At 70.8% G+C, this 23,413-nt stretch carries 30 protein-coding genes; 20 read left to right on the forward strand and 10 right to left on the reverse strand.

Annotated elements, in window-relative coordinates; genetic code table 11:
- The 10 genes from ORV05_RS14460 (at position 1) to ORV05_RS14505 (ending at position 5,024) form a co-directional block, all read left to right on the forward strand.
- Positions 1-1,035, forward strand: coding sequence for an SRPBCC family protein (locus ORV05_RS14460; protein ID WP_268759004.1), 1,035 nt, complete (start codon positions 1-3; stop codon positions 1,033-1,035).
- Complete coding sequence (gene gvpJ, locus ORV05_RS14465) at positions 1,032-1,433, forward strand: gas vesicle protein GvpJ (RefSeq protein WP_268759005.1); 402 nt, start codon at positions 1,032-1,034, stop codon at positions 1,431-1,433. The genes ORV05_RS14460 and gvpJ overlap by 4 nt, the downstream gene beginning before the upstream one ends.
- A gap of 1 nt (position 1,434) precedes the next feature.
- The gene (locus ORV05_RS14470; RefSeq protein WP_268759006.1) at positions 1,435-2,247 is read left to right on the forward strand and encodes a GvpL/GvpF family gas vesicle protein; all 813 of its coding nucleotides are present in this window, start codon (positions 1,435-1,437) and stop codon (positions 2,245-2,247) included.
- Positions 2,248-2,254: 7 nt separating this feature from the next.
- Positions 2,255-2,497 carry a gas vesicle protein GvpG gene (locus ORV05_RS14475; RefSeq protein ID WP_144592997.1) on the forward strand — a complete coding sequence of 81 codons (243 nt, stop codon included), beginning with the start codon at positions 2,255-2,257 and terminating at the stop codon, positions 2,495-2,497.
- 5 nt (positions 2,498-2,502) lie between these two features.
- A complete protein-coding gene (gene gvpO / locus ORV05_RS14480; RefSeq protein WP_268759007.1) occupies positions 2,503-2,805 on the forward strand; it encodes a gas vesicle protein GvpO in 303 nt (100 codons plus the stop codon).
- Entirely contained in the window at positions 2,802-3,197 is a 396-nt protein-coding gene (locus tag ORV05_RS14485; RefSeq protein WP_268759008.1) for a gas vesicle protein, read from the forward strand. Before gvpO ends, ORV05_RS14485 begins: the two co-directional genes overlap by 4 nt.
- The gene (locus tag ORV05_RS14490) at positions 3,190-3,978 is read left to right on the forward strand and encodes a GvpL/GvpF family gas vesicle protein (protein WP_268759009.1); all 789 of its coding nucleotides are present in this window, start codon (positions 3,190-3,192) and stop codon (positions 3,976-3,978) included. The genes ORV05_RS14485 and ORV05_RS14490 overlap by 8 nt, the downstream gene beginning before the upstream one ends.
- Positions 3,975-4,169: a gas vesicle protein gene (locus ORV05_RS14495; RefSeq protein ID WP_246128115.1), complete on the forward strand. Its 195-nt coding sequence runs from the start codon at positions 3,975-3,977 to the stop codon at positions 4,167-4,169. The genes ORV05_RS14490 and ORV05_RS14495 overlap by 4 nt, the downstream gene beginning before the upstream one ends.
- Entirely contained in the window at positions 4,166-4,453 is a 288-nt protein-coding gene (locus ORV05_RS14500; RefSeq protein WP_144592994.1) for a gas vesicle protein K, read from the forward strand. Before ORV05_RS14495 ends, ORV05_RS14500 begins: the two co-directional genes overlap by 4 nt.
- Positions 4,454-4,589: 136 nt before the next feature.
- Positions 4,590-5,024, forward strand: coding sequence for a DUF5709 domain-containing protein (locus ORV05_RS14505; protein WP_268759011.1), 435 nt, complete (start codon positions 4,590-4,592; stop codon positions 5,022-5,024).
- A 95-nt stretch (positions 5,025-5,119) separates the two neighbouring features.
- Here the strand turns inward: ORV05_RS14505 and ORV05_RS14510 are convergent, their stop codons facing one another.
- Positions 5,120-6,931 carry a glycoside hydrolase family 15 protein gene (locus ORV05_RS14510; protein WP_268759012.1) on the reverse strand — a complete coding sequence of 604 codons (1,812 nt, stop codon included), beginning with the start codon at positions 6,929-6,931 and terminating at the stop codon, positions 5,120-5,122.
- Positions 6,932-6,977: 46 nt separating this feature from the next.
- Positions 6,978-7,991 carry an SDR family oxidoreductase gene (locus tag ORV05_RS14515; RefSeq protein WP_268759013.1) on the reverse strand — a complete coding sequence of 338 codons (1,014 nt, stop codon included), beginning with the start codon at positions 7,989-7,991 and terminating at the stop codon, positions 6,978-6,980.
- A 140-nt stretch (positions 7,992-8,131) separates the two neighbouring features.
- Here ORV05_RS14515 and ORV05_RS14520 point away from each other — a divergent pair, with 140 nt between their 5' ends.
- Complete coding sequence (locus ORV05_RS14520) at positions 8,132-9,190, forward strand: glucose 1-dehydrogenase (protein ID WP_268759014.1); 1,059 nt, start codon at positions 8,132-8,134, stop codon at positions 9,188-9,190.
- Between the two features lie 83 nt (positions 9,191-9,273).
- Here ORV05_RS14520 and ORV05_RS14525 read toward each other — a convergent pair whose 3' ends face one another.
- Together ORV05_RS14525 and ORV05_RS14530 are read right to left on the reverse strand one after the other, a co-directional pair.
- The gene (locus ORV05_RS14525; protein ID WP_268759015.1) at positions 9,274-9,507 is read right to left on the reverse strand and encodes a LapA family protein; all 234 of its coding nucleotides are present in this window, start codon (positions 9,505-9,507) and stop codon (positions 9,274-9,276) included.
- A gap of 11 nt (positions 9,508-9,518) precedes the next feature.
- Complete coding sequence (locus ORV05_RS14530; protein ID WP_268759016.1) at positions 9,519-10,130, reverse strand: HdeD family acid-resistance protein; 612 nt, start codon at positions 10,128-10,130, stop codon at positions 9,519-9,521.
- Positions 10,131-10,332: 202 nt separating this feature from the next.
- Here ORV05_RS14530 and sigJ point away from each other — a divergent pair, with 202 nt between their 5' ends.
- On the forward strand, positions 10,333-11,244 hold the full coding sequence (sigJ, locus tag ORV05_RS14535; protein WP_268759017.1) for an RNA polymerase sigma factor SigJ: 912 nt from the start codon (positions 10,333-10,335) through the stop codon (positions 11,242-11,244).
- A gap of 109 nt (positions 11,245-11,353) precedes the next feature.
- Here the strand turns inward: sigJ and ORV05_RS14540 are convergent, their stop codons facing one another.
- On the reverse strand, positions 11,354-13,009 hold the full coding sequence (locus ORV05_RS14540; protein ID WP_268759018.1) for an amidohydrolase family protein: 1,656 nt from the start codon (positions 13,007-13,009) through the stop codon (positions 11,354-11,356).
- Between the two features lie 62 nt (positions 13,010-13,071).
- Between ORV05_RS14540 and ORV05_RS14545 the strand changes: the two genes are divergently transcribed.
- The gene (locus ORV05_RS14545) at positions 13,072-13,830 is read left to right on the forward strand and encodes a MerR family transcriptional regulator (RefSeq protein ID WP_268759019.1); all 759 of its coding nucleotides are present in this window, start codon (positions 13,072-13,074) and stop codon (positions 13,828-13,830) included.
- 117 nt (positions 13,831-13,947) lie between these two features.
- Here ORV05_RS14545 and ORV05_RS14550 read toward each other — a convergent pair whose 3' ends face one another.
- The gene (locus tag ORV05_RS14550; RefSeq protein ID WP_268759020.1) at positions 13,948-15,033 is read right to left on the reverse strand and encodes a DUF5937 family protein; all 1,086 of its coding nucleotides are present in this window, start codon (positions 15,031-15,033) and stop codon (positions 13,948-13,950) included.
- A 99-nt stretch (positions 15,034-15,132) separates the two neighbouring features.
- On the opposite strand from ORV05_RS14550, the gene ORV05_RS14555 reads away from it, so the two are divergent.
- Positions 15,133-16,341: an MFS transporter gene (locus ORV05_RS14555; RefSeq protein WP_268759021.1), complete on the forward strand. Its 1,209-nt coding sequence runs from the start codon at positions 15,133-15,135 to the stop codon at positions 16,339-16,341.
- Positions 16,342-16,424: 83 nt separating this feature from the next.
- Here the strand turns inward: ORV05_RS14555 and ORV05_RS14560 are convergent, their stop codons facing one another.
- Entirely contained in the window at positions 16,425-16,556 is a 132-nt protein-coding gene (locus ORV05_RS14560; RefSeq protein ID WP_268759022.1) for a hypothetical protein, read from the reverse strand.
- A 182-nt stretch (positions 16,557-16,738) separates the two neighbouring features.
- Complete coding sequence (locus ORV05_RS14565; protein WP_268759023.1) at positions 16,739-17,347, reverse strand: hypothetical protein; 609 nt, start codon at positions 17,345-17,347, stop codon at positions 16,739-16,741.
- Between the two features lie 190 nt (positions 17,348-17,537).
- Between ORV05_RS14565 and ORV05_RS14570 the strand changes: the two genes are divergently transcribed.
- The 6 genes from ORV05_RS14570 (at position 17,538) to pspAB (ending at position 21,631) form a co-directional block, all read left to right on the forward strand.
- On the forward strand, positions 17,538-18,902 hold the full coding sequence (locus ORV05_RS14570; protein WP_268759024.1) for an alpha/beta family hydrolase: 1,365 nt from the start codon (positions 17,538-17,540) through the stop codon (positions 18,900-18,902).
- A gap of 73 nt (positions 18,903-18,975) precedes the next feature.
- A complete protein-coding gene (locus ORV05_RS14575) occupies positions 18,976-19,152 on the forward strand; it encodes a hypothetical protein (protein ID WP_268759025.1) in 177 nt (58 codons plus the stop codon).
- Entirely contained in the window at positions 19,149-19,874 is a 726-nt protein-coding gene (locus ORV05_RS14580) for a PspA/IM30 family protein (protein WP_268759026.1), read from the forward strand. Before ORV05_RS14575 ends, ORV05_RS14580 begins: the two co-directional genes overlap by 4 nt.
- On the forward strand, positions 19,871-20,149 hold the full coding sequence (gene pspAA / locus ORV05_RS14585) for a PspA-associated protein PspAA (protein WP_268759027.1): 279 nt from the start codon (positions 19,871-19,873) through the stop codon (positions 20,147-20,149). The genes ORV05_RS14580 and pspAA overlap by 4 nt, the downstream gene beginning before the upstream one ends.
- 4 nt (positions 20,150-20,153) lie before the next feature.
- Positions 20,154-21,056, forward strand: a complete 903-nt coding sequence (gene htpX, locus ORV05_RS14590; protein WP_268759028.1) for a zinc metalloprotease HtpX — start codon at positions 20,154-20,156, stop codon at positions 21,054-21,056.
- On the forward strand, positions 21,053-21,631 hold the full coding sequence (gene pspAB, locus ORV05_RS14595; RefSeq protein ID WP_268759029.1) for a PspA-associated protein PspAB: 579 nt from the start codon (positions 21,053-21,055) through the stop codon (positions 21,629-21,631). Before htpX ends, pspAB begins: the two co-directional genes overlap by 4 nt.
- 73 nt (positions 21,632-21,704) lie before the next feature.
- Here the strand turns inward: pspAB and ORV05_RS14600 are convergent, their stop codons facing one another.
- Together ORV05_RS14600 and ORV05_RS14605 are read right to left on the reverse strand one after the other, a co-directional pair.
- On the reverse strand, positions 21,705-22,463 hold the full coding sequence (locus tag ORV05_RS14600) for a MerR family transcriptional regulator (RefSeq protein ID WP_268759030.1): 759 nt from the start codon (positions 22,461-22,463) through the stop codon (positions 21,705-21,707).
- Between the two features lie 10 nt (positions 22,464-22,473).
- Entirely contained in the window at positions 22,474-23,358 is an 885-nt protein-coding gene (locus ORV05_RS14605) for a DUF2268 domain-containing protein (protein ID WP_268759031.1), read from the reverse strand.
- Between the last annotated feature and the right edge of the window lie 55 nt (positions 23,359-23,413).

The raw sequence follows: 23,413 nt of genomic DNA on the forward strand, positions 1-23,413 counted from the left end.
ATGGTCACCAACCAGCTCAAGAACGTCGCCGGCAAGGTCGAAGAGGTCGGAGGCAAGGTCGCAGAGAAGGCCACCGGCAAGGTGGGGGAAGTGGTGGGCAGTGTCGCGCCGTCCAACCCGCTCGGGGATTCCCTGCGGGGACTGGCCGAGACGGTCACCGCGCAGGCCGCGAACGCGATGGCCCGGAAGATCTCCTCCACCGCCGGGCGGCTGACCGAATACGCCGCGGGCGGCGCGGGCAGCGGGCTCGGCGGGCTGCTGGGCGCTCTCGTCGGGGAAGGGACCGGGGTGAAGCGGAAGGCCGTGCTCGGTGCACTGAAAGGCGGCCTCGGCGGCATCGCGGACAACGTCAAGGAAGCCGTCAAGGGGGCGTTCGGCATGGGTGGGCGCGGAAGCAAGAACAAGATCAAGCTCACCAACATCGTCGAACAGATCGACATCGGTGCCCCGGTCGACCTGGTCTACGACCAGTGGACCCTCTTCACCGACTTCCCGACCTTCATGAAGAAGGTGGAACACGTCGAGCAGGTCAGCGACGAGAAGCTGGTGTGGAAGGCGCAGGTGTTCTGGTCGCACCGCACCTGGGATTCGACCATCCTGGAACAGGTTCCCGGTGAACGCATCATCTGGCGCTCGGAGGGGAAGAAGGGCTACGTCGACGGCGCGGTCACCTTCCACGAACTGACGCCGGACCTGACACGCGTCGTGCTCGTGCTCGAGTACCACCCGCAGGGACTGTTCGAGCGCACCGGAAACCTGTGGCGGGCACAGGGACGGCGGGTCCGCCTGGAACTCAAGCACTTCCAGCGGCATGTGATGGCCCATGTGCTGTTGCACCCCGAAGAAGTCGAAGGCTGGCCGGGAGAGATCCACGACGGTCACGTGGTCCGGGAACGGGAGTCCGAAGAGGACCGCGGTGGCGCGGCCGAGGAAGGCCGTCGAGAAGAAGAACCGGAAAAAGAGCCCGAGGAGGAGCCGGTGCCCAAGGCGCGCACCGGTGAGACCGAGAGCAGGGAGCGAGCGAAGAGCCGATGACCACAGCCATTCAACCCAGCGGCGGGGGAGGCGGGGGACTGGGCCGTCCCAACGCTTCGGGTCTCGCTGACGTGATCGACACGATTCTCGACAAGGGCCTGGTGATCGACGCCTACGTCCGGCTGTCACTGGTGGGGATTGAACTGATCACCATCGACGCCCGCGTGGTGGTCGCCAGCGTGGACACCTACCTGAGGTTCGCCGACGCGGTCAACCGTCTCGAGATCTCCGAGACCGAGAAGAAGGGACTGCCCGACCTGATCGAGGGCGTCACCTCGGGGGCCGCGAAATCCAAGACGAAAGGGGTTATCGAAGCGGCGGGCGAGAAGCTTCAGGACTTCCTCGGCGAGGCCCAGCGTGAACGCGAGCGCGCCGCCCGGGGCAGGAGGGGCGATTGAGATGACGGGCACGACGACTCGGGAGACCGCGCCGGAGCAGACCGCACGACCTGAACCGTCCGAACAGGACACCGTCGTTTACGTCTACGGGATCGTGCCCGCCGACGTCGAAGCCGAACCGGACGCGCGCGGCGTGCACGACAGCGAAGTCCGGGTGGTCCGGTACGACGACATCGCGGCACTGGTGAGCAAGGTTCCCCGCGACGAGGCGCTGGGCCGTCCCGCGGACCTGACCGCGCACGCCGCGGTGCTCGACGGGACCGCGGCCGCCGCACCCGTGCTGCCGATGCGCTTCGGCGCGGTGGTCGCCAGCGAGGAGGCCGTGACCGGCGAACTGCTCACCGAGCACTACGACGAGTTCGCCGCGGCCCTGACCGAACTGGAGGGCAAGGCCCAGTACGTGATCCGGGGGCGTTACCAGGAGAACGTGGTGCTGAGGGAGATCCTCGAGGAAAACCCCCAGTTGGCCCAGCTGCGGGAGTCGCTCCGGGGCAAGCCGGAGGACGCGACCCGCAACGAGCGCATCGCGCTGGGAGAGCACATCAACAACGCCATCACGGCCAAGCGCGAGGCCGACACGGCCACCATGACCGAGGCGATCGCCTCCGTGCTCGATGCCCCCGTGAACGTCCGCGAGCCCACCCACGAGGAGGACGCCGTCTACCTCGCGGTGCTGGTGGAACTGGCGCGGCAGTCCGATTTGGAGGAACTGGTCGACCGGGTGGCCGAACAGTGGCGTGACCGGGTGGACGTCGAGCTGCGAGGGCCGCTCGCCCCGTACGACTTCGTCGTCACCCAGCAAGGCCAGGGGTAGTGAGGCGATGGGCCTGATCACCGGCATTCTCGGCCTCCCGTTCGCCCCGGTCCGCGCGGTGATCGCGCTGGCCGAGGTGATCGAGCGGCGGGTGCAGGAGGAGTTGCACGACCCCGCCACGGCGCGGCGTGAACTCGAAGAAGCCGAACGAGCCCGCGCGGCGGGTGAGATCACGGCGGAGGAAGAGGCCGAGATCCAGCAGGCGGTGCTCGACCGGATGGCGCGCGCCCCGGGCGCGAAGGAGAGGTGACGGGCATGGCGGTCACACCGCCGGAGAGCGGGGAGAAGGAGCTGACGGCCGCCACAGCCGGGCTGCTGGCCTTGGAGCACGTCCGCGAGCTGACCATGAAGACCCCCGTCGGGGTCACCATGGTCGAACCGGCCGAGGACGGGTGGGTCGCCGAGGTCGAAGTCGTCGAGGAGCGGCGGATTCCCTCCTCGGCGGACATGCTCGCGCTCTACGAGGTGGAGCTGGACCTCGACGGGAACCTGCTGGCCTACCGGCGCACCAGGCGCTACGGGCGCGGGCACACCGATCCCGGGATGGGCGGGCGATGAGCGTCGGACCAAGGCCCACCACGACCGTTTCGCCGCAGAGCAGTGTGAGCACTGTCGGCGGTGGGCAGTCCTCGACCAATCTCGGCGACATCCTCGAACGGGTCCTGGACAAGGGCCTGGTCATCGCCGGGGACATCCGCGTCAACCTGCTCGACATCGAGCTGCTGACGATCAAGCTTCGGCTGGTGATCGCCTCACTGGAGACGGCGAAGGAGGTCGGCATCGACTGGTGGGAGCACGATCCGTGGCTTAGGGGCCAGGACTCGAAACTGGAACTGGAAAACCAGCGGCTGCGGGCCAGGATCGCCGAACTTGAGGAAGGCGCACCGCCGCAGCAGGCGGTCGGCGAGCGGGAACCGCAGCGCGTGCTGGAGGACAACGCCGGTGAGTGAGCAGGAGGACCAGCGGGGAAGCTGGCTGTACGCGGTCACGACGGAACTGGATCCCGGTGTGCTCACCGCGCTGACCGGTGTGTCGGGGGAGCGGCCACGGGCGGTCGAGGGCGCCGGGCTCACCGCTGTGGCCGGCACCGTGCCGCTCGAGTCGTTCGGCGAGGAGGCGTTACGCCGCAACCTGGAGGACCTCGACTGGCTGGCCGCGGTGGCGCGTGCCCACGACGCGGTGGTCGACGCCGTGGTCCGGGCCCGCCCGGCGGTACCGTTGCGGCTCGCCACCGTCTACCACGACGACGACCGCGTCCGGGCGGTACTGGCCGAACGGGAGGGCGACTTCCGTCGCCTGCTCGACCTGGTGAGCGGGCGCACCGAGTGGGGCGTGAAGGCCTTCCTGGACCCTTCCCGCCTCCGCGAGCCGGAACCCGCGGCCAGCGGGGCGTCCGGGCCGGGTGCCGGTGCGGCGTACCTCCGGCGCAAGCGCAGCCAGCACCTCGCCAAGGAACGCGCGGAGCAGATCGCCGCCGAGCAGGCTCGCGCCATCCACGAGGCGCTCGCGGCCCTGTCCGCCGAGGCGCGCACGCATCGGCCGCAGGCCCGGCAGCTGGCGGGCAACGACCTGCCGATGATCCTCAACGGCGCCTATCTGGTGGACGATTCCGCGTCGTCGGCGTTCGCGGAGGCGGTGGCCGCCCAGGACCGGGCGCACGAGGCGATCCAGTTGCGGCTGACCGGCCCATGGCCGCCCTACTCGTTCTCTGCGTTGGAGGAGGAGCCGTGACCGAACCGGCACCGCTGCCCGGCACCGACCGGCAGATCGCGCTGGTCGACCTCCTCGACCGGGTGCTGGCAGGCGGGGTGGTGATCACCGGCGAGCTGACACTGTCCATTTCGGACGTCGATCTGGTGCGGGTGTCCCTGCGCGCGCTGCTGGCCTCGGTCGGCTCACTCGAGGCGGTCGAGCCGTCATGAGCGAAGCACCCAGGGCGCGGCTCAACACCGACCCGGAGACCGCCCGGCGCGGGCTGGCCGGACTGGTCCTCACCATCGTGGAACTGCTGCGCCAGCTGATGGAAAAGCAGGCGATCCGCCGGGTCGACCGCGGTGACCTCACCGACGAGCAGGTCGAGTCCATCGGCCTCACCCTGATGCGGCTCGACGAGGCCATGCAGGAGCTGTGCGACCACTTCGGCCTGACCCCCGACGATCTCAACATCGACCTCGGCCCGCTGGGCCCCCTGCTGCCCCGCGACTGAAGGGGGCCCTCACGGCACGCTGCGTCAGTCACGGGGCATGTCGGCGCCGCACTCGTGGACGAAAGGCCCTGTGCGGCGGGGCCGGGGCGGCGGAGGCTGGCCGGTGGACAACACGTGCGCGAGCAAGGAGCGTGACATGGCGGACTGGCCGGACGACACCGACGACGTGGTGTTCGAGCAGCTCGAAGGGCAGGACACCCTCGACTACGAACACCCGGAGGACCCGCTGGACGAGGGGTACTCGGCCGCCGAAGCGCCGTGGGGGGCGACGGACTGGGGCACCACCGGCCGCGAGGCGGCCGCGGGGGAACACCTGGCCACCCGTCTCGGGCGGGAGGTCCGGGAGGCGGGGGCGGCGCCCGAGGGCGACGGTCTCGGGGACACGAGCGACACCGAGGGCGAGCTGCTCGACAGGGAGGTCGGGAACCTGCGGGCGGGCAGGCTCACCGCGGCCGAGGGCGGAGACACCGAGCTGTTCGCCACCGACGTCGGTGTCGACGGCGCCGGTGCTTCGGCCGAGGAGGCGGCGGTGCGGATCGTGGACGAGGACAGCGTGACCGGCCTCGACTAGGACCTTGCCCGGTCGGCCGGGAACGGGGCCGTGAAGGGCCCCTTCACGGCCGTATCGACTGTGAAGGGGCCCTTCATGGCAACGGCTCTTCGGCTTCAGGAGGACTTCGGGGTGCTGCCGCGGCGGTGGGCGGGGCCGTTGCCGGTCCCGAGGTTGTGCGCGGTGTTGATCAGCGCCACGTGGGAGAACGCCTGCGGGATGTTCCCGACCAGCCGCCGGTCCGTTGGCGCGTACTCCTCCGACAGCAGCCCGACGTCGTTGCGCAGGTCCAGCAGGCGTTCGAACAGTTTGCGGCCCTCGTCCGCCCGGCCCTGCAGGATGTAGTTGTCGGCGAGCCAGAACGTGCAGGCCAGGAAGGCGCCCTCGCCGGGTGGGAGGCCGTCGAGATCGCGGGTCTGCTCGTTCATGGTGTAGCGCTGCACGAAACCCTCCCGCAGCAGGTGCTTCTCGACCGCCTCCACGGTGCCCTTCATCCGGGGATCGTTGGCGGGCAGGAAACCGACGGCGGGGATCAGCAGGAGCGCGGCGTCGAGGCTGTCGCTGCCGTAGTACTGGGTGAAGGTGTTGCGTTTGCGGTCGAAGCCCTTCTCGCACACTTCGTCGAAGATCTCCTGCCGAAGCGCCTTCCACCGGTCCAACGGCCCGTCGAGGCCGAAGCGTTCCACGCCCTGCACGGCCCGGTCCATGGCGCACCAGGCCATCACTTTCGAATGGGTGAAATGGCGCCGCTGCCCGCGGACCTCCCACACCCCGTTGTCCGGATCGGTCCAGTGCGATTCCAGGTAGTCCATGAGGGCCCGCTGCAGCTCCCACGCGTCGGCTATCGGCGGGATGCCGTGCGTGCGGGCCTGGTGCAGGGCGTCCATCAGTTCGCCGTACACGTCGAGCTGGAACTGCTCGGAGGCGGCGTTGCCGATCCGGACCGGACGGGAGTTGGCGTAGCCGGGCAGCCACGGCAGTTCGCTCTCGGTGAGCCGGCGCTCACCTTCGACGCCGTAGGAGATCTGCATCTGCTCCGGCGCCCCGGCCATCGCCCGCAGCAGCCATTCCCGCCAGTCACGGGCTTCCTGCTCGTAGCCGCCCTCGAGCAGGGCCATCAGCGTGAACGTGGCGTCGCGGATCCAGCAGAAGCGGTAGTCCCAGTTGCGGACCCCGCCCAGTTGCTCGGGCAGGGAGGTGGTGGCCGCCGCGGCGATACCGCCGCTCGGGCTGAAGGCCAGTGCCTTGAGCGCCAGCAACGACCGCACCACCGCCTCGCGGTACTCGCCCTGGTAGCGGCAGCGCCCCACCCACCGGCGCCACCACTGCTCGGTCTGCCGCACGGTCTTGGCCATGTCGACCGGGGGCGGGTCGGGCTGCCGGGGCCCGCGCCATGCCAGGCGCAGGCCCACCTCGTCGCCCTCCGCCACGGTGAACCCGGCCACGCAGGTCTCGTTCTCGACGTGGTGGGGGACATCGCCGTCCAGGACCACGACGTTGGGGCCCGCGATCGCCTGGATCCGCTTGCCCTCGCACCGGATCCAGGGCCGGTCATGGCCGTACTCGAAGCGCACCACGGCCTCGCTGCGCACCCTGACCTTGCCCTGCAGGCCGCGCACCAGCCGGATCACGCGGGGGTGCTCGTGCCGGATCGGCATGCAGTCCACGATCCGGATCACGCCGTCGTCGGTGGCCAGGTCGGTTTCGAGGATCATCGTGTCCTCGCGGTAGCCCCGCCGGAGGGTGCGGGCCGGGCCTTCCGGCCGGATGACCCAGCGGCCGTGCTCCGGGGTGCCCAGCAGCGCGGCGAAACACGCTCCGGAGTCCAGCCGGGGAAGGCACAGCCAGTCCAGGGATCCGTCGTAGCCGACCAGACCGGCGGTCTGGGTGTCGCCGATCAGGGCGTAGTCCTCCAGGCGCAGCGCCATCGATCCTTCCTTTCCGCCTGTCTCCGCCGGGTCAGTGCCGCGCGGGTCAGTGCCGCCGGGCGAGCGCGACGGCCGCGCCGGCGAGGCCGGCGGCCCCGGTGGCCACGGCGCCGAGCAGGCCGTGATGCTGGGAGGCCCACAGTTGCGGGCTGCTGGCCTTGGCCGAGCGGTCGAACCGGCCGTGCGCGCCGAAGTCCTGCCCCGTCCGGTCGTCGGCGGGCTCCCACAGGTTGACCGCCTCGCCGGGATCGCGCTTTCGCTTCGTCTGCTGGGAGGAGTAGCCGGTACGGGCCAGGTAGCGGTCGAGCAGGCCCGGTGCGATCTTGTTCGCCAGCAGAGTGCCCACCGTCGAACCGCCGACCCAGTACTCGCGGCGGCGCGGATGGCCGGCGGCGTAGGCGATCGCCTTCGCCGCGATCTCCGGCTGGTAGACCGGTGCCACCGGGCGCGGTTTGCGGGACAGCCGGTTGAGCACCCAGTCGAACTGCGGCGTGTTGACGCCGGGCATCTGGACCATGGTCACGTGCACGCCCGACCGGTCGTGCAGCAGTTCGCAGCGCAACGCCTCGTGGAATCCCTGGATCGCGTGTTTCGCACCGCAGTACGCGCTCTGCAGCGGGATCCCTCGATAGGCCAGTGCGGAGCCGACCTGCACGATCGTCCCGCGATCGCGGGGCAGCATGCGGTCGAGCGCGGCGCGTGTCCCGTGGACGTAGCCGAGGTAGGTCACCTCGGTGACCCGCCGGAACTCCTCCGGCTCGATCTCGGTGAACGGGGCGAACACGCTGGTGAAGGCGTCGTTGACCCAGACGTCGATCGGCCCGAGTTCGGTTTCGGCGTGCGCGGCCGCCCGGTCCACGGCCGCATGGTCGGCGGTGTCCACGGAGATGGGCAGGGCACGCCCGCCTGCCGCCTCCACGTCCCTGGTGGCGGCCTCGAGCCCCTCTTCACCGCGGGCCAGCAGGGCCACCCGGTCCCCGCGGGCCCCGAACTCGCGGGCGGCCGCCCGGCCGATCCCGCCGCTGGCCCCGGTCACCACGACCACGCGCGCCTCGGTCACCGTCGCGCCCCTTTCCCGCCCGTGCACGCGGGCGAACTTTTGGTGTAGGCAACGTTCGTGGTGGTACCCGGGAGGACGGCGTTCTATGCGGCGCCGCAGAGAAGGTCCGAAGTGGACACCACCGAAGAGGGGGAGTGGGGATGCGCGCACTCACCGTGCTGCCCGGACAGGCCGGCTCCCTGGCGGTCGCCGAGGTCCCCGACCCCGGAACGGGGGAGGAAGATCTGCTGGTCGAAGGGCTCGCGATGGGCATCTGCGGCACCGACCGCGAGATTGCCGCGGGTCGCTACGGCTGGGCCTCGCCGGGGCGGGACCGTCTGGTGATCGGCCACGAGTCGCTGGGCCGCGTGCGCCGGGCGCCCCGGGGGAGCGGGTTCTCCGAGGGGGACTACGTGGTCGGGGTGGTGCGCAGGCCGGACCCGGTGCCCTGCGGCGCCTGTGCGCGCGGGAAGTTCGACATGTGCCGCAACGGGCGTTACACCGAGCGCGGGATCAAGGAGCTGGACGGCTACGGCAGCGAGCTCTGGCGGGTGGATCCCGCCTACGCCGTCCGCCTGGACCCGAACCTGGCCGAGACCGGCGTGCTCATGGAGCCGGCCAGCGTCGTCGCCAAGGCCTGGGACGAGATCGAGCGCATCGGCGGGCGGTCCTGGTTCGAGCCGCGGTCGGTGCTGGTCACCGGCGCCGGTCCGATCGGCCTGCTCGCCGCGCTGCTCGGCGTCGAGCGCGGGCTCGACGTCCACGTCCTGGACCGCGTCACCGGCGGTCCGAAGCCGCGGCTGGTCCGCGAGCTCGGCGCCACCTACCACGACGAAGACGTCGCCGGGCTGGCCGGGAAGCTCCGTCCGGACATCGTGATCGAGGCGACCGGTGCGGCCCCGGTCGTCCTGGCCGCGATGACCGCCACCGGGCCCTACGGCATCGTGTGCCTGACCGGGGTGTCGAGTGCGGGGCGGCGGCTGAGCTTCGACACCGGTGCGGCGAACCGGGAGATCGTGCTGGAAAACGACGTGGTGTTCGGCTCGGTCAACGCCAACCTCCACCACTACCGCCTGGCCGCGGACGCACTCACCAAGGCGCCTACCGGCTGGCTGTCCGGGCTGATTTCGCGGCGCGTGCCACTGGAGGACTTCCCCGACGCGTTCGAACGCCGGGACGACGACGTGAAGGTCGTGCTCACCCTCGGCGAAACCCGCTGAAGTCAGTGCTGGGGCGTGCCGTGAAGGGTCCCTTCACAGTCGATTCGACTGTGAAGGGACCCTTCACGGCAAACGCCTGGTCCTTAGCGCCGGCGATGGCGGCCGAGGGCGAAACCGACCAGCAGGCCGACGATGCCGACCGCGGCCAGCGCCGCCCACAGCGGGCCGCTGACCGTCGGGAAGAACAGTTTGATCTGCACGGTCTGCCGGTTCTGCAGGATGAACACCAGCGCGATCACGGTGAGCACCACCGCGACGATCAGCCTGGTGTTGGCCCGGACCCGGTCCGAGGTGGACGATGGGGAACGCTGTGTCATGGCCGGACTCCTCACGGGTGCACGGGCCGGTGCCCGGTACGGACCGCGGCCCGGTGGGACCGCTGGCGCAGCTGGATGCCACGCCCGGTGGTGAGCGCGCCGTAGACCAGCAGCTCGATGCCCAGTACCAGCACCAGGATCAGGACACTGACGGCCGAGAAGGCGAGGACGAAGATGCCGGCGATGATACTGATCACGCCGGCCGCCAGCGCCCAGCCGCGGCCGGGCATGTCGTGCGCCCCGGCCGCGTGCACGGTCTCGAGGATGCCCGCCACGATCCAGAACAGACCGAGCAGCAGCACCAGGACCGCGACCGTCTGGAAGGGATGGCGCAGGCACAGGATGCCGACGAGGATCGACACGATGCCCAGCAGGGCGAGCAGGACACGGCCACCGCCGCGGATCTCGTTCGCGCTGAAGGCGGCGATGATCCGGAAGATCCCGGCGACGATGATCTGCAGGGCGAAGACGAACGCCACGGCGACGACGGTCGCGCCGGGCCAGGCGAGGATGAGCACCCCGGCGATCAGCGCGGTCACCCCGAGCACGATGACCCCGGTGGCGGACCGGGCCAGTTCCCCGGCCTGGTGGCCGGGACCCCAGCCGCCCGTGTTCTCGGACATCACTACCTCCTCGGCAGCAGGCACTTGAAGGACACTTCGACCTTCCTCACCGGGGCCGACCAGCGGCGAGAGCCGAAAGGCCCCAAAAGGGGCTGACTTTCCGACGCCGGATGCCGCCGGGCCGGGGTTCCGGCCTGACAGTTCGCTGTGCTGTCCTGTCGGACTGGTGAGGACTGCTACGACCGAGGGAGCGGGCGAGACCATGACCACCCGAGAGGATCCGGGACTGAGCGCGATCATGCGCGAGCGGCGGCAGCTGATCAATCTCGCGTACCGGCTTCTCGGCTCCCTTGCCGAAGCCGAGGATGTCGTGCAGGAGACCTACGTCCGCTGGTATGCGTTGTCCCCGCGGCAGCGTGAGGACATCAAGTCCCCCGGTGCCTGGCTGACCACGGTCGCCGGCCGGATCTGCCTCAACGTGCTCGGCTCGGCGCGGGTCCGGCGGGAAACCTATGTGGGCGAATGGATTCCCGAGCCGCTGCCCGAACCGGGGGAGTGGGCCGGCGACCGACAGGGCGCCACCGCCGACCCGGCCGACCGGATCACCCTCGACGAGTCGGTCAACATGGCCTTCCTCGTGGTGCTCGACTCGATGACCCCGGCCGAGCGTGTCGCGTTCGTCCTCCACGACGTCTTCCGCTACTCCTTCGCCGAAGTGGCCGAGATCGTCGGCCGCACGCCCGCGGCCTGCCGCCAGTTGGCCTCCTCGGCCCGCCGCCGCATCCGCGCGTCGCAGCCTCCGGCGACTCCGGCGGCCCAGCAGGCCCGCCTGGTCAGGAGCTTCAAACAGGCATGGGAAGCCAAGGACATCAACGCCCTCATCGGCGTGCTCGACCCGGACGCCACCGCGACCGCCGACGGCGGCGGCCTTGTCGACGCCGCACTCCGCCCGATCGACGGCGGCGAGCGGATCGCGCACGCCTGCCTCGACATCGCGAACCTGGTGCCCGGCATGACGCTGCTGGAGCGCACCGTCAACGGCCAGCCCGGCCTGGTCGCCCAGGTCGACGGCGTCACCGTGACGGTGTTCGCGTTCGCCGTCGCGGGCGGGCGGATCACGCGGATCTGGACGGTCCGCAACCCCGAAAAACTGCGGCCCTGGACGGCGAACTGACGGGCCCGTTTCTGTCGGTGCCCCGCGGAGAGGGTGCGGGGCCCGTCAGCGCGCGATGGCGTTTCCCACGATCTTCTTCGGTGCACGAGGGGATCCGCTGTGCGCCGAACTACGCGAGGCCTGCCCCGTCCTGGGCTGAGGACGATCGCGCGGGCGGGCGGCGGCGTACGGCCACGGCGCGGGGATCGATCCACTGCCCTTGAGGGGGCTGGTCCGCCAGCGGGTCCGTCCACCGGACGCGAAGCCGGTCCGGGTGCGCTTCCTGGACCCGGGCTTCGCGCCACCGGCCGGGTGCCTCCTCGACCCACCACGGCTCGGTCAGGGAGGCGAGTCCTTCGGTCCGCACGAGGTTTTCGGCGTCGTCCCGGGAAGCGGGTTCGCCGAGTTCGCCGCCGAACACGGTCAGCGGCCGCCAGTGGTCCGGTGCACGTTCCAGTGCGCGTGCCAGATAGCCCAGGAGTTCCCCGTCCTCGTCGCGGCGGACCGGAACCGGCTCGGGCCGGGGGAGGACGGCGGCCATGGCGGCCACCACACGCTCGGTCTGCTCGCGCAGGGTCCGCAGGCCTTCGGTCTCGTCGGGGGAGTCCACATAGGAACGTGTATCGACCGGGATCCCCTCCTTCCACACCGCCCGGATTTCCTGGCTGTCCCGGATGTGCAGGTCGGGCCGCCCGGCCACGAGCACGAGATCGGCACGCAGGCCGGGCCGCACCCGGCCCCGGTCGGTGAGCCCGAACACCGTCGCCGTGCGCGCGGTCGCCGACGTGAGCGCTTCGGCCGGGGCGAGTCCCGCCGCGGCGAGGCGCTCCAGTTCCCGATGCAGGCTCGCGCCGTGGGCGAGTCCGGGATTGGGGGCGTCGGTACCGGCGAGCACGGGGACGCCGGCACGGTGCAGTGTGCGCACGTTGTCGCCGGCCACGGCGAAGTCGGGCAGATGCGGCGGCATCCACCGCCGGCCCTGCCGTTCGATCACCCCTGACCAGCGTGGCCCGAGCCGTCCGGCGAGTGCGGGACGGCTCAGCAGCGGCATGGTGCCACCGTCCGGGAAACCATCCGCAATGGACAGTGTCGAGATCACCGCCACGCTCGCCGCGGCGATGGCGCGCACCTGGTCGCCGGTGAGGGGATCAAAGGGTGCGTGGGCGAGCACGTCCACCCCGGTGGGGAGGAGGTCCAGCGCGGCCTGGCCGGTGGACACGTGCGCGGCGACGAGCAGACCGGCCCGGTGCGCCGCTTCGACGAGCGCGGACACGGTCCGCACGTCGAGGGAAGGTGCCGCCAACGGCCCCCCGGCCGTGCCCGGCTCGTAGAAGACCTTGAGATACCGGGCGCCTTCGGCGATCCGGGCGGCGACGAACCGGTCCGCGTCCCCGGGACCGGTCACGACCGGGAACTGCCCGTACATCAGGGAAGGATGCCCGCCGGGTGCGGTCGCGCCGACCCCGGAGGAGAAGACGTCGGCGTGCTCGGGGTGCGTGCTCGCGTCGAGGGCACTGCGCAGGAGGTCCGGCAGGGAGAACATGTCGAGGACGGTGGTCACCCCGAAGGTGAGCGCCTGGCGCGAAGCGCCCGGCAGCAGGTGGACGTGCGCGTCGATCAGGCCGGGCAGCAGGGTGCAGCCCGTCCCGTCGACGTGGTGGTCGCCGTCGCGGAGCAGTTCGGGTCCGCCGACGGCGTCGATGAGTCCTCCGGAGAGCCGCACCGCGGTGTCCGCCGTCAGGCGCTCCCCGTCGAACAGGCGGATGCCCGTGATGGTCGTCGTCATGCCGGGCACGGTAGAAGTTGACGTAGTGTGAAGGTCAACTCTTCCCGGAGGACAGGTCGGGCGTGCGGTATTCCATCAGCGAGGTCGCCAGGATCTCCGGCGTCTCGGCGCGGACCCTGCGCCACTACGACCAGCTCGGCCTGCTCCCGCCCGCGGAGGTCGGCCGCAACGGCTACCGCTGGTACGGGCGCGGGGAACTGTTGCGCCTGCAGCGGATCCTCCTGTTGCGGCGCCTCGGCCTCGGCCTCGAACGCATCGGTGAGGTGCTGCGGCAGGGCACCGGCGAGGCGGAAGCCCTGCACGAGCAACTGGTCCGGTTGCGGGCGGAGCGGGAGCGTCTTGACCGCGTGATCGGTGCGGTCGAGGCGACGATCGACGACCTCGGCGCGGCGAAGATTTCCGATCCAGCACGGTTTTTCGAGGGATTGCGGCAGGAGAAGGACGCCATGCGAGACACGCTCGGCGCCGGCTTCGGGCCCGTCGCGGCCGCTGCCTTCGAGGACGGGCAGCGCGCGCAGGAGGCGTTCAGCGCGGGCGACTACGAACACGCCGCCGCGCAGGGGAGGGCCCTGTTCCGGCGGCTTTCCGAGGTGATGCGCGGTGGCGTCGCACCGGACGCTCCGGCTGCGCTCGACGCGGTGGCCGAGCACTATGCGGCGGTGAGCCGGTACTGGCGGCCGACGGCCGCGGCCTACGCGGCGATGGGCGGCCTCTATGCCACTGATCCTCGTCAGCAGGCGATGGCCGCGGAGGCCGATCCGGCCCTGCCGGTATGGCTCGCCGCGGCCATCGAGGCGTACGCACACCAGCGGCTTCGATGACCATTCAAGTGTATAACGACCTATACAGCACCGGGTTTGGCGGCCGTTCCGGCCGCCACTGTTCCCACTTGCTATCGCACTAAAACCAGCTTCAGAGGATGGTGGGGTGGCAGTTGCTCAGCGCAGGACGGTCGCCAGCAGGTCTGTGCCCAGCGCCGTCATTTCGGGCAGGTTGAGGGTGTAGTGGACGTAGCGCCCCTGCCGCCGGGTTGTGAGCAGGCCCGCGCGACGCAGGACGGCGAGGTGGCGGGAGACCTCCGGGGGCGAGAGTTCCCAGGCGTGGGCCAGTTCACCGGTGGTGTGCGGGCCGCGGGCCAGGGTGCGCAGCAGCCGCAGCCGTACCGGATGTGCGAGTGCCTCCAGCCGGAGGGTGACCGTTTTCAGCGGCACCGGCTCTGGCTGATTCGGCTCGGCCACGGGGTACTGCACCACCGGCTGCCATCCCGGCGCGTGGATCACCACCAGGTGCGGGTGGCCGAAGACAGTGGGAATGAAGGTGACCCCGCTGCCGTGGGCGGCGGTCGCGTTGTCCTGCAGCTTGTCCACGACGATGCGGTCACCGTCCGGTGCCAGGGTGACCGCGCCGGAGACGGAGGTGAGGGCCGCCCCGATGCCCCGGCGATTCAGCAGGTCGTTCTTCAGGCGCAGGTCGGTGGCCAGTTGCACGGCGACGCCCGTCCAGGCGGCGTCGAAGAACGCCTCGGCACACTGTTCGAGGGTGTGGCGCACCCGTGCCCGCACTGCGGCCGGGTCCGCGAGCAGCCGCTCCGCGAAGGCCTCTTGGAGTGCGCCGCGGGCCTGGGCCAGGTCCAGGGCACGCTCGCGCGCGGTCGTGTCGGCGAGCGGGGACGGCGCGGCGAAGTGGACCCGATTGCTGCCGCACGTGGTGGTGAGCGCGGCGGTCACATAGGTCTCGTCGTCGATCCGGTCCACATCGTCCAATTCCTCGGCGAGGGTCTGCCGAGGCCGGGCGGGGACCAGGAAATCGGCTCGGGAGGAACGCCAGAGGAATTCCGCCTCCCGCAACCGTTCGGCGAGCTCCGGTGGCATCCCGGACCAGACGTCCCCGGCCCAGCCGGCCAGCCGCGGGTGATGTCCGGGTTCGGCCAGGACGTGCAGCATCGCGGTCAGCTCGGCCAGTGGGGAGGCGGTGAACCGCAGCCGCTCGGCCGGTAGCCCGGTGATGTCGATGCGCAGCGTCATCCCGCCATCATCGCGGGTTGGGCGGCCGGCGACGGCATCGGTTGACGGTGTCCGTCAACCGACGTGGCAGGCCCGGCGGCCGAACGCAGCGTTGATGCCATGGCAACCCCCACCAAGATCCAGCCCCGCGCCCTTGTCCGGGCTTCCGGAGGCCCCCGCTACGCCGTCGCCCTGGCGGTGGACGCGCTCGGCACCGGCCTGCTGCGGCCCTTTCTGCTGCTCTACGGGGTGACGGTGCTCGGGCTGTCCGCGCCGGTCACCGGCACCGCCATGACAGCCGGCGCCGTCGCGGGTCTCGTGTGCATGCCCGGGGTGGGCCGATGGCTGGACCGGGGCGCACGCAGCACGGTCGTGGCGGCGTCGATGCTGGTGCGGGTGCTGGGCGTGGCGCTGCTGCTGGCCACCCCGACGGGGAACGTCTGGCTGTTCGCGACAGCGGCGCTCTTCCTCGGCATCGGCAACCAGGCGTGGCCGGCCGCCCACGCCGCCCTCGTGGCCACGGTCGCCCGCGGCCAGGAACGTGACGCCGCCCTCGCCGGGGCCCGCGCCCTGCGCAACGCAGGCCTGGGCGCGGGCGCCCTCCTCGCCACCGCATGCCTGGCGGGCGGCACCACCGCAGTGCAGGTGCTGGCAGCCGTCACCGGGCTCGCCTACCTCGCCGCGGCGGCCTTGGCGTGGTCGGTCCACGTGCACGCTCATCCGGCCGCTGCCGCACCCGCTGCCAAGGAATCGAACAGGGCCGAGGACAGGGACGACGAGCCCGCACCCCGGATGCGCGCGCTGCTAGCCGCCAACGTGATCTACGTCTTCTGCCTCAACCTCACCGAAATCGCGCTCCCTCTGGTTCTGGTGACGCAGATGCACGCCTCCCCGGTGTGGTCGGCGGCCATCTTCGTGGCCAACACGGTGCTGGTGGTCACCCTGCAGGTTCCGGTCACCGTCCTGCTGTCCCGCTTTCCCCGCCGGTTCGTGCTGGCTCTCGCCGGCGTGGTGCTCGCCGCGTCCTACCTCGGCTTCCTGGCGGCCACCTCCTTGGGGCACGGCTGGGGTGCCCCGGCCGTCGCCGTGGTGTCCGTGGTCTGCACCCTCGGCGAGATCATCTACGCAGGCAGCGCCACCGCGCTCGTCACCGCCCTCGCCCCGGCGCAGGTCCTGGGACGCGCCCTCTCCCGTTTCCAGCTCTCCACGGGCTTCGGCCTCGCCGTCTCCCCGGCGGTCATCACCGCTCTCGCGTCCCGCGGCCCGGCCGCCCTCTGGGGCGGTCTCGCCGCCGCGACGCTCCTCGCCGCCTCCGCCGTCGCCCGCTGAGCGTGCTGATCGCCGTCGCTCCCGGGCTCCGGCGAAGAGGGCCGCGAGGGGAGGTCCCTCGCGGCCCTGCTTGGCGTGCTGGATCAGAACAGGCCCAGCAGGCCGCCCACCAGGCCGAGGACGGTGTTGAGCAGGCCGCTGACGATGTCCATGGGAATCTCCTTGGGTTCGCGAGTGGGTACCGTCGCCGGGTTTTCGGGAGGTTTCGCCCGCAAGGGCGGTACCGGCGACGGGTGCGATCAAATCGGGCGCGGATGTCCGCTCGGTTAACGGTGTTTTCCGCAGGATTTCACGGTGCACCGCCGCCGCCGGGCGGTTCCTGTCGCCGCAGGTGAGTGCCTCGGCATGAGGTGGATCACGGTCGGATTTTGCCTGGGCCTTCACCCGAGGGGGAGAGTCACGCCTTGGGTTCGGCGGCCTCGGCGTGGCGTGCGATCGTGCGGAGGGTGGCGGTCTGGATGGCGCGGATGAACGGGGAGACCGTCGTCCAGTACACCCAGAACTTCGCGCGGCTCCAGCCGTCCCCGAGGATGACCCGCACGTCGTAGGTGAGCAGCGTGTGGGTTCCACCGTAGGGTGCCGCGGACAGTGAGAGCACGATCTTGCCGAATCCCGGTTCGGCGAAGTCGATGAACCGGTCGGGTTCGACGCGGCGCCACACCACCACCGGCTTCCAGAACTGGCCTGCCACGCCGAGCACGATCTCCGAGCCGGGCCGTTCGCCCAGTATCGCCCATTCCGAGCCGGTGACCAGGTCGTCGAAGGTCAGCCGGGTGGGTACGCGCGGCATCCTGTGGTGCCGGTTCTTCCAGCGTTCGGGCAGGCCGCGGGCCCAGAACGCGAGGTTGACCAGGCCGCCGCCGATCTCGGTGAAATCGAGGCTGCGCAGGGCGGAATAGGCTCGCTCGGCGGGTGCCTCCACCAGGAGATGCCGTGCCTGCAGCACGTCGTAGCGGGGTGCGAACCGGTCGGCGAGCAGGTCGGGCCGCGCCTGTGTGCTGGTCATCGCCTACGACTCCCCTCCGGTGGCGGCTGTCTTCGGTCAGGGTGCGGCCAGGGGCGGGAAGGCGCATAGGGCCGAAGGTCCATCCCCGGCCCGCCGGTGGCGCAGGCGGTGACTTTCGGCCCCAGACAGGGGGCCGGGGCCGGGCGCAGACTCGAATCGTCTTCTTGTCGCCGCGCCCGCGGAGAGACTCATGCTTTTCAGTGATCGGACGGAAGCGGGGCGCCGGCTGGCCGAGCGCCTGCGGGACTACCAGGGGCAGGACATCGTCGTGCTCGGGCTGCCGCGTGGCGGGGTTCCGGTGGCCTACGAGGTGGCGCGCGCGCTGGGGGCGCCGCTCGACGTGATCCTGGTGCGCAAGCTGGGGGTGCCGTACCAGCCGGAGCTTGCGGCGGGGGCGATCGGTGAGGGTGGGGTGCGGGTGCTCAACCGTGAGGTGGTGCGGCACACCCAGCTCACGGCCGACGAGCTCACCGCGGTGGAGCGCGTCGAGCGGGAGGAGTTGCGGCGCCGGACCATGCGGTACCGAGGTGACGAGGCGCCGTCGACCCTGGTGGGCCGGACGGCGATCATCGTGGACGACGGGGTGGCCACGGGGTCGACGGCGCGGGCGGCCTGCCAGGTGGCCCGCGCGCACGGGGCGCGGCGGATCGTGCTCGCGGTGCCGGTCGGGGCGCCGGACGCGATCCAGGCGCTGTCCGAGGACGCCGACGAGGTGGTCTGCCTGGAGACGCCGTCCTGGTTCCGTGCCATCGGCCAGTGGTACACCGATTTTTCCCAGACCTCGGACGACGAGGTGATCCGGTTGCTGCGGCAGGACACCGTGGGGGCCTGGGACGGTGGGGACGCCGGGAGCCGTGAAGGTGGGGAACGCGGCTTTGTGCCCGCCGCGCGGGACGAGGAGGTCGAGGTGTTCGCCGGCGGGGTGCCGCTGGCGGGGCGGCTCACGATTCCGGAGGATGTGCGCGGCATGGTCGTGTTCGTGCACGGCAGCGGGAGCAGCAGGCACAGTCCGCGCAACCAGTACGTCGCGCGGATGCTGAACGAGGCCGGGCTGGGGACGTTGCTGTTCGATCTGCTGACGCACCGCGAGGAACGGGATCGCGGGTACGTGTTCGACATCGAGTTGCTGGCGGACCGGCTGGTCGAGGTGACGGCGTGGGTCCGGGAGCAGGTGGACGGGGTGCGCATCGGGTTCTTCGGTGCGAGCACCGGGGCCGGGGCGGCGCTGTGGGCGGCGGCGAATCCGGGGGTGCCGGTGGCCGCGGTGGTGTCGCGCGGTGGGCGTCCGGATCTCGCGGCGCCGCGGTTGGCGCGGGTGAGTGCGCCGACGCTGTTCATCGTCGGCGGGCGGGACGAGATCGTGCTGGAGCTCAACCAGCAGGCGCAGGCGGCGATGACGGCTCAGACGCGGCTTTCGGTGGTGGCCGGGGCGACGCATCTGTTCGAGGAGCCGGGTGCGCTGGATCAGGCGGGTGCGCTGGCGCGTGAGTGGTTCCTGAAGCATCTGGCGCCGGTGGCGGCTTTCGGTTCCTCCGTCGGGGCCGAAGGTCACTAGTCAGGCGTCTCCCGGCGGCCGAGGGTGGAGACGGTCATCCATTGGAGCATCCATTGTGGACGGGAGAACGGCTGTGAACGACACCGAAAGCCGGAAGGCGGCTCAGGAGGCGAGGGAGGACGCTGCGGCCCGTGCCGCGTCGCGGCACCACACGGCGACCGAGCTGGCCGAGCGGGAGATCAGGATGTGGCAGGCGCGGCAGGAACGGCGGCACGGCGAGGAAAAGCCCGAAGACCGGGAGGGGAAATGAGTCTGTCCCGTCGGATCGCGGATCTGTTCAGGATGAAGGTGGGCAAGGCGCTCGACCGTGCCGAGGATCCTCGCGAGGTGCTGGACTATTCCTACGAGAAGCAGCTCGAGATGCTGACGAAGGTCAACCGGGGGCTGGCGGACGTGGCCACCAGCCGTAAGCGGCTGGAGCTGCAGCTGGGGCAGTTGAACCGGTCGGCGGAGACGCTGACCGGGCAGGCGCGGCAGGCGCTGGCCCTGGGGCAGGAGGACATCGCGCGGGAGGCGTTGACGCGCCGGGCGGCGGTGACCGCGCAGATCACGGAGTTGCAGGTGCAGCAGCAGTCGGTGCGGGCCGACGAGGAGAAGCTGAAGGCCGCGTCGGAGCGGTTGCGGGCGAAGGTGGAGGCGTTCCGGACGCGGAAGGAGACCATCAAGGCGACCTACACGGCGGCGGAGGCGCAGACGCGGATCGGTGAGGCGGTGAGTGGCATCTCCGAGGAGATGGGGGATGTCGGGATGGCGATGCAGCGGGCGGAGGACAAGACCGCGCAGCTGCAGGCCAGGGCGGGGGCGATCGACGAGCTGCTGGCTTCCGGTGCGCTCGACGATGCCACGCGTCCTGCCGGGCGGGACGACATCCAGGCCCAGCTGGACCGGATTTCCGCGCAGGGTCAGATCGAGGGTGAGCTTTCGCAGTTGCGGGCGCAGTTGCCCGCCGGTCGTGGGAAGGATGAGTCGTGATCGCGCGCATTCTCGGTGAGGGGCAGCTGGAGCTGCCTGCCGAGCGTCTCGATGAGCTCAACAAGCTGGACGAGGCGCTGGCGGCGGCGATGGAGGCCGGTGAGGAAAGCGCTTTCATCATCGCGCTGGATTCGTTGCTCGAGGCCGCGCGCCGGTACGGCACCGCGGTGCCGGATGACAGTCTGGTTCCCTCCGACCTGGTCCTTCCCGCCGCGGACAGCAGCCTGGCGCAGGTGCGGGCGCTGCTCGGCGACGAGGGCCTGATTCCCGGGTGAAGGCGTGCGCACTCGTTTTCCGCCGGACCGCGGGCTGACCGCTCGGATGCTGCTGACCACGTTCCTGCTGGGACTGTTGTACGCGGTGTTCGTGGCGGTGCTGCTGGTCCTGCTCAAGTCGGTTTTCGTGGTGGTGGTGATCGCCGGGGGGCTGCTGGCCGCGCAGTACTTCTTCTCGGACCGGATCGCGCTGGCGTCGATGGGGGCGCAGGTGGTGGGTCCGGAGCAGGAGCCGCGGTTGCATGCGGTGCTGGACCGGTTGTGCGCGGCGGCGGACATGCCGAAGCCCCGGGTGGCGGTGGCCGACACGGATCTGCCGAACGCGTTCGCGACCGGCCGCAACACGCGGCGCGCGGTGGTGTGCGTGACGACGGGTCTGCTGCGGCGGCTGGACAACACGGAGCTGGAGGGGGTGTTGTCGCACGAGTTGTCGCACATCGCGCACCGGGATGTGGTGGTGATGACCATCGCGTCGTTCCTCGGTGTGCTGGCCGGTCTGGTGGCGCGGTTCTCGCTGTACTCGGGGATGATGGGCCAGGGCAGGCGCAACGGTGACCAGGTGGTGCTGGTCGTGCTGCTGGTGACCGCGGTGTCGGTGGTGGTGTATGGGATCAGTTTCCTGCTGGTGCGGGCGTTGTCGCGGTACCGGGAGCTGGCGGCGGACACCGCGGGGGCGATGGTGACGGGTCGTCCGTCGGCGCTGGCTTCGGCGTTGACGAAGGTCAGTGGGGAGTTGTCGCGGATTCCGACGCGGGATCTGCGGTCGGTGGAGGCGTTCAACGCGTTCTTCTTCGCTCCGGCGCTGGGTTCGCGGGTGATGTCGTTGCTGTCGACGCATCCGAGCCTTGAGGTGCGGCTGGATCGGCTGGCGAAGCTGTCCACGGATCTGGGGGAGCCGGCGCGATGAGGTTTCTGGATGTGCTGCTGGGCCGGACGAAGCCGGTGCGGCCGAACCTGGACGTGTTGTTCGGGATTCCGGCGGCCGCGACGGCGCTGGAGGCGGGGCTGGGGTTGAAGGCGACGGGGGCGGGTGCGGTGTGTTTCCGGACCGCGGAGGGGGTGATGGCGGAGCGGGCGCAGGCCGAGGCGATGGAGTTGCTGGGGGCGGACCGGGGTGGCGAGGTGGAGGTCAGCCGGGACGAGTACGCCTACACGTGGGCGACCTACCGTCGGGCGGATGCGGATCTGGCGGCGCTGGTGACGGGGTTGCACGCGGTCAACACGACCTTGGTGGAGGCGGGTTTCGGGACGGGGCTGCTGTGCACGGTGGTGGGGTTCGCGCGGGGGGACGGGCGGACGGTGGGGCTGGTGTACCTGTTCAAGCGGGGCACGGTGTATCCGTTCGCGCCGATCGGTGGCACGCGCCGTGACAACGGGCTGGAGTTGCAGATCCGGGCGCAGTTGGAGGGTGAGCTGCCGGTGGAGCCGGACCTGGGCCGCTGGTTCCCGCTGTGGTCGGCTCCGCCACTGGCCGGCCGGTAGCCCCGCCCCTCACGGCCATCGTCTGCCGCGCCTTGGGCAGGGTTACGCGCTGTCCCTGGCGGGATCGCACTGGCTACATCCGGGTCCGTGCGTAGGCTTGCAGCGCGTCGCGGACGAAGGCGGCCCCCGCGGCGTCGTCGTACATGCCGGTGAAGCGGGGGTCCTCGACGTACATGGCGGCCAGGCCTTGCACCATCTCGATGGAGCGCTCCCGGTCGCCCTCGGCGGTGGGGGTGCCCGGAATCTGGCTGAGCCACTGGACGTGCCGGGCGGCCAGTGACTGGGCGTGCTCTGATATCGGAGAAACACCGGCCTTCGCTGCGGCGACCCATGCGGCGACGAGGTCTTCGGTGTCCTGCTTCCAGGCGCGCTGCTGGTCAAGGGTCTTGCCGTGCCACCAGTCGTTGCTCGCCTGGAATGCGGGCTCTCCCCAGCGTGAGATCACCTCGTCCTTGTAGCGGTCGTTGAACCCGGCCAGCATGACGTCCATCCGCGGTTCCGCCCCTGCCTGCAGGGCTTCGAGCGTGTGACGCACGGACCGGATCTGCCGTTCGATGCGGTCCCGTTCGGCTTCGAGTGTGGCGATGTGGGCGCGCAGACCGTCGCAGGTGTCCACCTCGTCGGCCAGGACCTCGGCGATGGCGGACAGGCCCATGCCGAGTTGCCGCATGAGCAGGATCCGCTGTAGCCGGGCGACCGCGGTGGGGTTGTAGTAGCGGTACCCGTTCGCGCCGACCCGGGACGGGGCCAAGAGACCGACGCGGTCGTAGTGGCGCAGGGTGCGGCTGGTGATGCCGGCCCTCGCCGCGAGTTCCTGGATCGTCCACTCCATCGTTGCGCTGTTACCGGCGGCGGAGCGTGGTTGCGATGACTTCGGCGCTGTGGGCGTGCAGGGCCTGCGCCGCGGTCTGCCCGGTCGCCGCCAGGTAGGTGTCGACCAGCCGGTTGCCCGCGGCGTACCCGGCGCCCATGGGCAGTCCCACCGGGGTGAGGCCGAAGTGCTCGGCGCTGGGGTCGCCGTGCACCCAGGCCGTGAAGTTCTGCATGCCTGTCACGTCGAGCCCGGTGAGTACCTTGTCGAAAATCTCGTCGTCGTGCAGGTGCGGCACGCCGATGCGGGTGTAGCCGAGTTCGTCGCCGTAGAGCTGTCGGGCGAAGGCGTCGGCCAGGCCCTCGGAGACGATGTGATCGCCGACCGTGACGGTTGTCGGGTCCCACACGACTCCGCCCGGGCCGAACCGCAGGTTGTGGTGGAGTTCGTGCACGGCGGTGGCCTGAAGCCGCGCCACGTTCTCGGGGAAGGGCCAGAGTGTGATCACGATGTGGCCCGGGATGCCGCCGAACCCGGTCACTCCCTGGCAAGGACCCATGAAGTGCTCGTCGCCGGGATCGCCGAGCACGAACAGCACGGTGATGTCCGGGGCCGTCAGCCCGGGCGTGGCCTCCAGCAGTACGGTGAGCGCGTTGTCGAGCGCGCGTTGCATCCGCTCCCAGGCTCCGGCTGCCGCCAGGGTTTCGAGCGCGTCGAGGCAACGCCGCTCGTCGTGGTCGATGGGGAACCCGGACGCCTGGAGGTGCAGGGCCACCAGGTCGACCTCGCCGGGGTGGTAGCGGTACATGCCCCTGGTGGGCTCCAGCATCGAACGCAGCAGGTCGACGCGGTCGGCGACCGGGGCCAGCAGGATTCGCCTCATGGCGGAGTAGGTGTCCAGCACAGTGATCGACATGGCATCGATGCTAGAAGTTGACGCAGCGTCAAGGTCAAATCAGCGGTGCCCGTGT

Source organism: Amycolatopsis cynarae (assembly GCF_026802195.1).
GTDB lineage: Bacteria > Actinomycetota > Actinomycetes > Mycobacteriales > Pseudonocardiaceae > Amycolatopsis_E > Amycolatopsis_E rhizosphaerae.